Source organism: Cetobacterium sp. (assembly GCF_051653945.1).
GTDB lineage: Bacteria > Fusobacteriota > Fusobacteriia > Fusobacteriales > Fusobacteriaceae > Cetobacterium_A.
The window spans coordinates 1-7,505 of record NZ_JBOFXD010000010.1 but is presented as its reverse complement, the minus strand read 5'-3'; the positions used below and the strand labels follow the sequence as shown (position 1 = coordinate 7,505).

7 protein-coding genes are annotated in these 7,505 nt (G+C 29.1%); 3 read left to right on the top strand and 4 right to left on the bottom strand.

The window, feature by feature from the left end; all coding sequences use genetic code 11:
• A partial coding sequence (locus ACRC8M_RS00895; protein ID WP_438527391.1) for an HIT domain-containing protein occupies positions 1–184 on the top strand: 184 nt, incomplete at its 5' end.
• Positions 185–225: 41 nt separating this feature from the next.
• On the opposite strand, the gene ACRC8M_RS00890 is transcribed toward ACRC8M_RS00895, so the two are convergent.
• Positions 226–2,688: an AMP-binding protein gene (locus ACRC8M_RS00890; protein ID WP_438527390.1), complete on the bottom strand. Its 2,463-nt coding sequence runs from the start codon at positions 2,686–2,688 to the stop codon at positions 226–228.
• A gap of 125 nt (positions 2,689–2,813) precedes the next feature.
• On the bottom strand, positions 2,814–5,324 hold the full coding sequence (locus tag ACRC8M_RS00885) for an AMP-binding protein (protein WP_438527389.1): 2,511 nt from the start codon (positions 5,322–5,324) through the stop codon (positions 2,814–2,816).
• 140 nt (positions 5,325–5,464) lie between these two features.
• Here ACRC8M_RS00885 and ACRC8M_RS00880 point away from each other — a divergent pair, with 140 nt between their 5' ends.
• Both ACRC8M_RS00880 and ACRC8M_RS00875 read left to right on the top strand, forming a co-directional pair.
• Positions 5,465–6,043 (top strand): nitroreductase family protein, encoded by a 579-nt coding sequence (locus ACRC8M_RS00880; protein WP_291941414.1) that lies wholly within the window; start codon positions 5,465–5,467, stop codon positions 6,041–6,043.
• Between the two features lie 9 nt (positions 6,044–6,052).
• On the top strand, positions 6,053–6,730 hold the full coding sequence (locus ACRC8M_RS00875; protein ID WP_291941413.1) for an SIMPL domain-containing protein: 678 nt from the start codon (positions 6,053–6,055) through the stop codon (positions 6,728–6,730).
• Positions 6,731–6,764: 34 nt separating this feature from the next.
• Here the strand turns inward: ACRC8M_RS00875 and ACRC8M_RS00870 are convergent, their stop codons facing one another.
• Together ACRC8M_RS00870 and ACRC8M_RS00865 are read right to left on the bottom strand one after the other, a co-directional pair.
• The gene (locus tag ACRC8M_RS00870) at positions 6,765–7,232 is read right to left on the bottom strand and encodes a DUF2628 domain-containing protein (RefSeq protein ID WP_438527388.1); all 468 of its coding nucleotides are present in this window, start codon (positions 7,230–7,232) and stop codon (positions 6,765–6,767) included.
• 25 nt (positions 7,233–7,257) lie between these two features.
• Positions 7,258–7,505 (bottom strand): sterol carrier protein domain-containing protein (locus ACRC8M_RS00865; RefSeq protein ID WP_438527387.1); only part of this gene is annotated, 248 nt, incomplete at its 5' end.

Below are 7,505 nucleotides of genomic sequence, written 5' to 3'. Positions count from 1 at the left end.
TGAGGATTCTGAATATTTAACTGCTATGTATCTAGCTATTAAAGATATTACTAACGATTTAAATATTTCTGAAGATGGGTATAGAGTAATTACAAATTGTAATACTCATGGAGGACAGGAAGTGTTTCACTTACATTTCCATCTATTAGGTGGACAACACCTTGGTCCTATGCTATCAATTTAATAGTAATTAAAAAGGTTGCCTTTTGGCAACCTTTTTTTATTCTATCTCTTATCTACCCACTGCTTAATCTCATTAAAGTTATTTTTTACAATATCCTCAATAGGTAAAGTTTCAGAAGAAACTCTAGGGAAGAATTTTATTTTTACTACTCCACTTTTTGGCATTTTTCTGTGAGCTGGGAATAACTCGTATGCTCCTTTTATTCCAAAAGGAACTATATCTGCATTTAATTCTTTAGCTAATATTCCATAGAACTTTTTAAATTCTCTCATCTCTCCATCTCTACTTCTTGTTCCTTCAGGGAATATAACTATATTTTTCCCTTGTCTTAAAGCTGTTGCTGCACATTGTAGTGTTTCTGCTAAGTTTTTATTAATATCAATTAGTATAACATTAGAGTTTTCTCCTAAATAACTCATAATCCCTTTTTTAAAGTGTGCTACCTTCGCTAAGAAATATGTGTTATCTAAAACCTTATTATCTATGCTTTGAGTAAATATAAAACCATCTAAGAAACTTTGATGATTTCCAACAAATACTGTTGGTTTTGTAACTTTAGAATTCTCTAAACCTTCTTTCTCTATCTTTATGTATAATGAAAATAACGGTTTAAATAGTAGTTTTAACAATCTACCCATAGAGTTAGACTTCGGTAATCCATCAAAATTATCCTTTTCTAATATTTTTTTCCAATCAACATCCTTTATCTCTAAACTTGTTGAATTCTCTTTTAAATATTCTGCAATCTTAATTACTGTAGGGTTTTCTGTTAAAATCTCCTCTGTTAAAGTAACTCCAAAACTACTTTCAACAAAAGCTATGAACTCAACTAAATCTAAAGAGTCTAACCCTAAATCTAGCTCAAGATGAGCATTTGACATAACTTTCTTTCCTTTTAAACTTGTTAAGTAATCTGAAATAGCTTTATACTCTTCAAAAGTTGGAATATTTTCCTCTTTTTCTTCCTCTATTTTACCCTCTAAAAGAGCAGGAACCATAAATCTTCTTATCTTTCCAATCTTCGTTTTTGGTAACTCCTGTTGCACTATTCTTAAGTCTAAAATCTTTTTGTAGTTTGCTGTAGAACCATTATATTTATCTATTACACCAGTTTTTAGTGTTTCAACTATATTTGTAACTCTATGCTCTTTTACCTTAGTAAAGTTAGGATATATAACTGCTGTAAGTAAAGAGTTATACTCTATTACAACCATCTCTTCTATTAAGTCTGTTTTTGATAAAATAAACTGCTCAATTTCCACAGGATTTATATTTTTTCCATTTGATAAAACAATCATCTCTTTCTTTCTTCCTGTCACAAAAAGATAATCATTTTTTAACTCTCCTAGATCTCCAGTGTGGAACCATCCCTCTGAATCTATAACCTCTGCAGTTGCTTCAGGCTTATTATAGTAACCTTTCATTAAATTTCTACCTTTAGATAAAATCTCCCCATCTTCAGCTATTTTTACCTGAACTCCATCCATTATTTTTCCAGCTGATCCAGGCACTACTTGGTTTATAGGTGTAAAAGATATCATAGGTGCCGTTTCTGTAAGTCCATATCCTTCACAAACATCTATTCCTAAAATTTTAAAATCTCTTGATACCTCTGGATTTAGTTTAGATCCTCCTGACACGAAAAATCTTATATTTCCTCCGAATCCATCATGAACCTTTTTAAAAATTTTCTTACTTAACTCTTTATTATCAAGTTTTTCACATAGTTTAAATAATGACTTTATAACTTTATTTGAATTTATTTTTTCCATTATTTTTTTATGTAACATCTCCCAAAGTCTTGGCACTCCAATCATCATAGTTATCTTATAATCATTTAAAGCATCTACCATCGCTTGAGATGATAACTCTTTTAAGAATGCTATTGTTGCTCCTTGTTGCAATGGAACAATTCCAGATCCTAAAAGTGGAAATATGTGATGCATTGGTAGTAATGCTAAAACTCTATCTGTTGGCTCATACATTTGATACTTATTTAATCCCTCTATATTCACTAATATATTGTCAAAAGTCAACATTACTCCCTTTGGACTTCCAGTTGTTCCAGATGTATATAGTATTAAAGCTACCGCTTCTCTATCTGGAGCATAAATTATTCCCTCTTTATCTGCTTTTGATAGATCTATCTCATCAACATTTAAGAGTGTTGTTTGTACTCTCGATAGGTCAATAGCTTCTTTAGCTATATCATAAGTATTATTTGAAACAAATATATATTTCGGTGTACAGTCCTCTATAAAATACTGAAATTCAGATACTTTTGAGGCAGCATCTAAGCATACACACGTTCCTTTTTTATCCCAAATCCCTAAAAAAGCATACAACAGTTCAGGTCTATTTTCCATAAATATTACTGCTTTTTCCTCTTTTGCCAAATCTAAAATTGATGCATACTCTTTAGCTCCAGCAATTAAATCTTTATACGAATACTCTTTACCCTCATAAAATATCGCTGTTTTATTATGATTTTTTACAAATTCCAATTTTTCCTCCCAAATTATTACAGGTGTTTTTTTAATCATCAAGTGATTATAACATAATTGTGTTATTATTTCAATATCACGGGCTAAGTAAAAAGCTGACATATTTTTTATGTCAGCTTTTATTTTTAGTTATTTACACTCTTCTCTATTGAATCTCTAGTTATTTTTACAATCTCTTCCACTGATCTACTTTCAGGTAGTATTTTATCTAAGATTGTTATACTCATTTTTCCTGAGCTTGGAACACCTTTTCCATATGGCATTAAGTCATAAGCTCCTTTTATTGCAAAAGGAACAACTGGAATATCTAACTCTTTTGAGAGTATAGCAAATGTTTTTTTGAAATCCTGTAACTCTCCATCTCTAGTTCTAGCTCCCTCTGGGAAAATAACTAGATTTTTTCCTTCTTTTAAAACCTTAGCTGCTATTTTTAGTGTTTCTTTTAAATTTTTATTAACATCTATTAAAATAACATTTCCATTTTCTGCTAAATATTTTTTTATTTTCCCTTCAAAATGAATATTTATAGCTAAGAAATACGTATTTTTTAATATATCCTTTGGTAATGCTTGTCCAAAAGCAAAAGCATCTAGCATACTTTGATGGTTTCCTATATATATAACAGGAGATGTTTTTTCCAATTTACCTATGTTTTTTTCTAATTTTACATACCCAGTAAATAAAGGCTTTAGTATAGTTGTTATTGGGATAACATATTTTGAACTAGGCATTTTTAAATCTACTGGTTCTTCAAATATCTTCTTCCAATTGATCTCTTTCTCTTCAAAATTTCCACCTTTTTCCCTTACATATTGGCAAAGAGCTTCTACAGTTTTTATTCTTGAGAAATCCTCTTCTGAAATATCAACACCAAAAGTATTTTGAATAAACGTTATTATTTCAACTATATCTAAGGAATCTAATCCTAAATCAATCTCTAGGTGTGATTCTGGAATTATCTCTATTTCATCATGAAGAGTTCCAATAAACTTTGAAATTGCTTTAAACTCTTGGCTGTTAATCTCTTTAGATGTAGATACTCTTTTTTCAACCTCTTTTTCTGCTACTATCTCATCTGGTGTTCCTTTAATTAAATTATTTCCTTTTAATAGATCTTTTAACATAAATCTTCTAAGTTTTCCAAGTTTTGTTTTTGGTAACTCCTCTTTTACTATAACTATATCCAATATTTTCTTATATTTTGGTGCTGTTACATTATATTTATCTATAACTTCCCATTTGATAGCCTCTTTAGCGTTGGCAATTTTTTTCTCCTCCAACACTTTAAAATCTGGATAGATAATCGCTATAAGATGCTTTTCATCCTCTGTTATAGCAACTTCTTGAATCAAATTAGTTTCTTTCATAATTTCAGCTTCAATATCTGATGGGTTAATATTTTTACCATTTGATAAAACTATCATCTCTTTTTTTCTACCAATTATTTTTAAATGATCTCCATCAAATTGACCCAAATCTCCTGTATGGAACCATCCTTCACTATCTATTGCCTCAGCTGTTGCTTCAGGTTTATTATAATATCCCTTCATGACATTTCTACCTTTTACAACAATCTCTCCATCCTCTTCTAATTTAACTTTAACTCCTGGTAAAGGAACTCCAACTGTTCCAGGAATGATATTATCCATTCTATTAAAAGATATAATTGGTGATGTTTCTGTCAGTCCATACCCCTCTAACATTTTAAAACCAAATATATTGAAGTCTTCACATATCTCTTTATCTAATTTTGCTCCACCTGAAACTAAAAATTTTATATTTCCTCCAAAAGCATCTTGGATTTTTTTAAATACAATTTTATTTAAAGCCATAATATTTAAAGATTTACATATATTAAAAAGTTTGTAGCTTAAAGCATTTTCTTTAATCTTTCCTTTAATACCCTTGTGGAACATCTCCCAAACTCTTGGTACACCTATCACAATAGTTATTTTATATTTTTGTAAGTTTCTTTTTATAGCTTCTGATGATAGCTCATCTAAAATAACAACTAAACACCCAAATTTTAAAGGCATTAACACTGTAAAAGATAGAGGCAATATGTGATGAAATGGTAATAGTGCTAATAATCGATCTTCTGGTTTTACCATCTCTATCTCTTCTATACCATCTACATTGGACATTATATTATCAAAAGTTAGCATAACACCTTTTGGATTCCCAGTCGTTCCTGATGTATATAACATAACTGCTACAGCATCTTTTTCTAAACATTCAATTGCGGCATTTTCAATCTCTATATCTTTTTTTATATCTATTTCATCAATATTCAATATTTTTATACTTGAATTTGATTCTTCTTTAGCTTTTTTAACTACCTCTATATTCTCATTAGAAGTAATTATATATTTAGGATGAGAATCATTGAAAACATATATCAATTGATCTACATTATAACTTGCATCTAAGTTAGTACACGTCCCTTTCTTATCCCATACTCCTAGTACAGCTCCCATATACTCCGGTCTATTCTCCATAAAAATAGCTACTCTATCCTCTTTATCTATATTCATTAAACTTGAATATATCTTTGCCATCTTTATAAGTTCATAGTATGAGTGCTCTTTATCTTTATAAATTACCGCAGTTTTTTTTCTATCATATACAAAATTCATAAATTTTCCCTCCCTAATTTGTAAAAATAATAACTTATTCTATAATAACTTACACCAATTGTCCACTTTTTCCTCTTAACATGTTGACTTTTTAGTATTTATAAAGTAGTATTGTGTTAAAATAATTGAGGAGGTTATCCATGTTAAATGAACTATTAATCAAAACTCGTTCTCACAGAACTTTCGATTCTACAGAAATTGATATTGAAACTTTAGAAAGTTTAATCAATGCTGCTCATCTAGGTGGATCTGCTAGAAACAGCCAAACACTTAGATACACCCTTGTTAGTTCTCAAAGTTTATGTCACAAAATTTTTCCTCATACAGCTTGGGCGGGAGCTATTCCTTGGAGTCCAACTTTAGAAGAGGGACCCAAAGCCTATATCCTTATTAGTACTCTTAAAGAAAACCTTTTATCTCCAATAACTTTAGGTATTGATATTGGAATTGCATGCCAAAATATTCTTTTAAAAGCTACAGAACTAGGTTTTGGTGGATGTTTAATTGGAGCTTTTAATAAATTAGATGTATCTAAAACTCTTGATTTAGATATGGATACTTACAATCCTCAAATTTTAGTAGCCCTAGGAAAACCAACCGATAAAGTTATTTTAACTAAAGGAAATATTAGTAATTTAAAGTATCATAGAGATGTAGAGGAAAATGTACACTATGTGCCTAAACTTTCTCTAGAAACTTTGATTTTAAAAAAATTCTAGGAGGATTTTATGAAAAAAACAATCGGAACTTTATTTCTTTTAACTTCAGCTTTCTCTTTAGCTAATGAAACGCCTACAATCTCTGTTACTGGAACAGGAACTGTTTCAGGAAAACCTGATACTTTTAGCATAATAGCTACTGTTGAAACAACAAATAAAAACTCACAAACAGCTATTAGTGAAAATACAGATATTGTTAATAAAGCCATCGCTTTATTAAAGAAAAGTGGTTTAAAAGAAAATAATATAAAAACTGAAAATTACTCTTTAAATTATAGAAATGATTATAATGTAAAAGATGGAGAGATGAAGTACTTTGTTAGAAATCAAATTTTAATTACTAGTAATGATTTAGATAAAGCTGGTACTGTACTTACTGCTCTTAATAATGGTGGTGTAAATAATATTGGAGAGATTAACTTTTTTATAGCTGATAGAAAAGAGTTAGAGGATAAAGCATATAAATTAGCCTATGAAAATGCTAAATATAAAGCTGCTTTAATCGCAGGCATAGATGACTTTAAAGTTTCTCCTAAAAATATTGATTTAAATTACTCAATGCCTAGACCAATATCTTTTATGTTAAACTCAGCAGCTAAAGCCGATGATACTCCAATTCCTTTAACAGTTCCAAATGATGTTGATGTTACTGCAAGTATGAATGTAATTTTCTATATGGAAAAATAAAAAAAGCAGCTGAGAAATCAGCTGTTTTTTAATTTTAATAATATAAAGTCACTCCTAAATAAAAATCTAATAACACTTGAAAAACAATTGCTATAAATATTATTATTACTACTCCTAACATACTTGTTCCACAATCTCTATCTTCTGGTTCAAAACCTCTTTTTTCAAGAACTTTCTCTGCTTTCATAAAGTAAAAATCATTGGCTTTAAAGCCAATATATATCCTAATAAATAGAACTAAAATAGTTCCTCCCATAAAAAACTTTGTTTTTATTAAAAATAAAAATGTTGCTAAATTTATAAGAAGATTCATAAGTAAAAGTACAACTGCACTTTTATACATTTTCCGATAGGCAAACCATAATGTTTCAAATAGAAATGCTGCAAAATTAAATTTAATCTTTTCACTTCTCCAACTTTCTAAGTAATATTTGGAATTTTTTCTTACAAAGTCTTCTAAACTTCCTAGATGTTTTTCTACATATTCTATTCTACTCTCCATAGTCCCTCCTTAGCTATTTAAAGTTCTAAAAATCTTGATTAAAATAGTTTGTTCTTCTTACAAATATACTACTCAACATCTGCTCTTTATCCTTATTTTTTATATAAAAACTTTCTATTTTTTTTAAAGATTCATAATCTCTAAACCCATAAGCTAAAGTTGCTAAATCATTTATACTTAAACTTAAATCAAACTCTTCCTCTACCTTTTTAACTTTATTTCTATTTATTTTAAAAACTCCTGTGTTATCCTCTATATACCTATCCTGTATAT

Coding starts and splice junctions, on each gene's coding strand:
- ACRC8M_RS00885 (WP_438527389.1), bottom strand. CDS start 5,324: ATGAATTTTGTATATGATAGAAAAAAAACTGCGGTAATTTATAAAGAT.
- ACRC8M_RS00870 (WP_438527388.1), bottom strand. CDS start 7,232: ATGGAGAGTAGAATAGAATATGTAGAAAAACATCTAGGAAGTTTAGAA.
- ACRC8M_RS00880 (WP_291941414.1), top strand. CDS start 5,465: ATGTTAAATGAACTATTAATCAAAACTCGTTCTCACAGAACTTTCGAT.
- ACRC8M_RS00875 (WP_291941413.1), top strand. CDS start 6,053: ATGAAAAAAACAATCGGAACTTTATTTCTTTTAACTTCAGCTTTCTCT.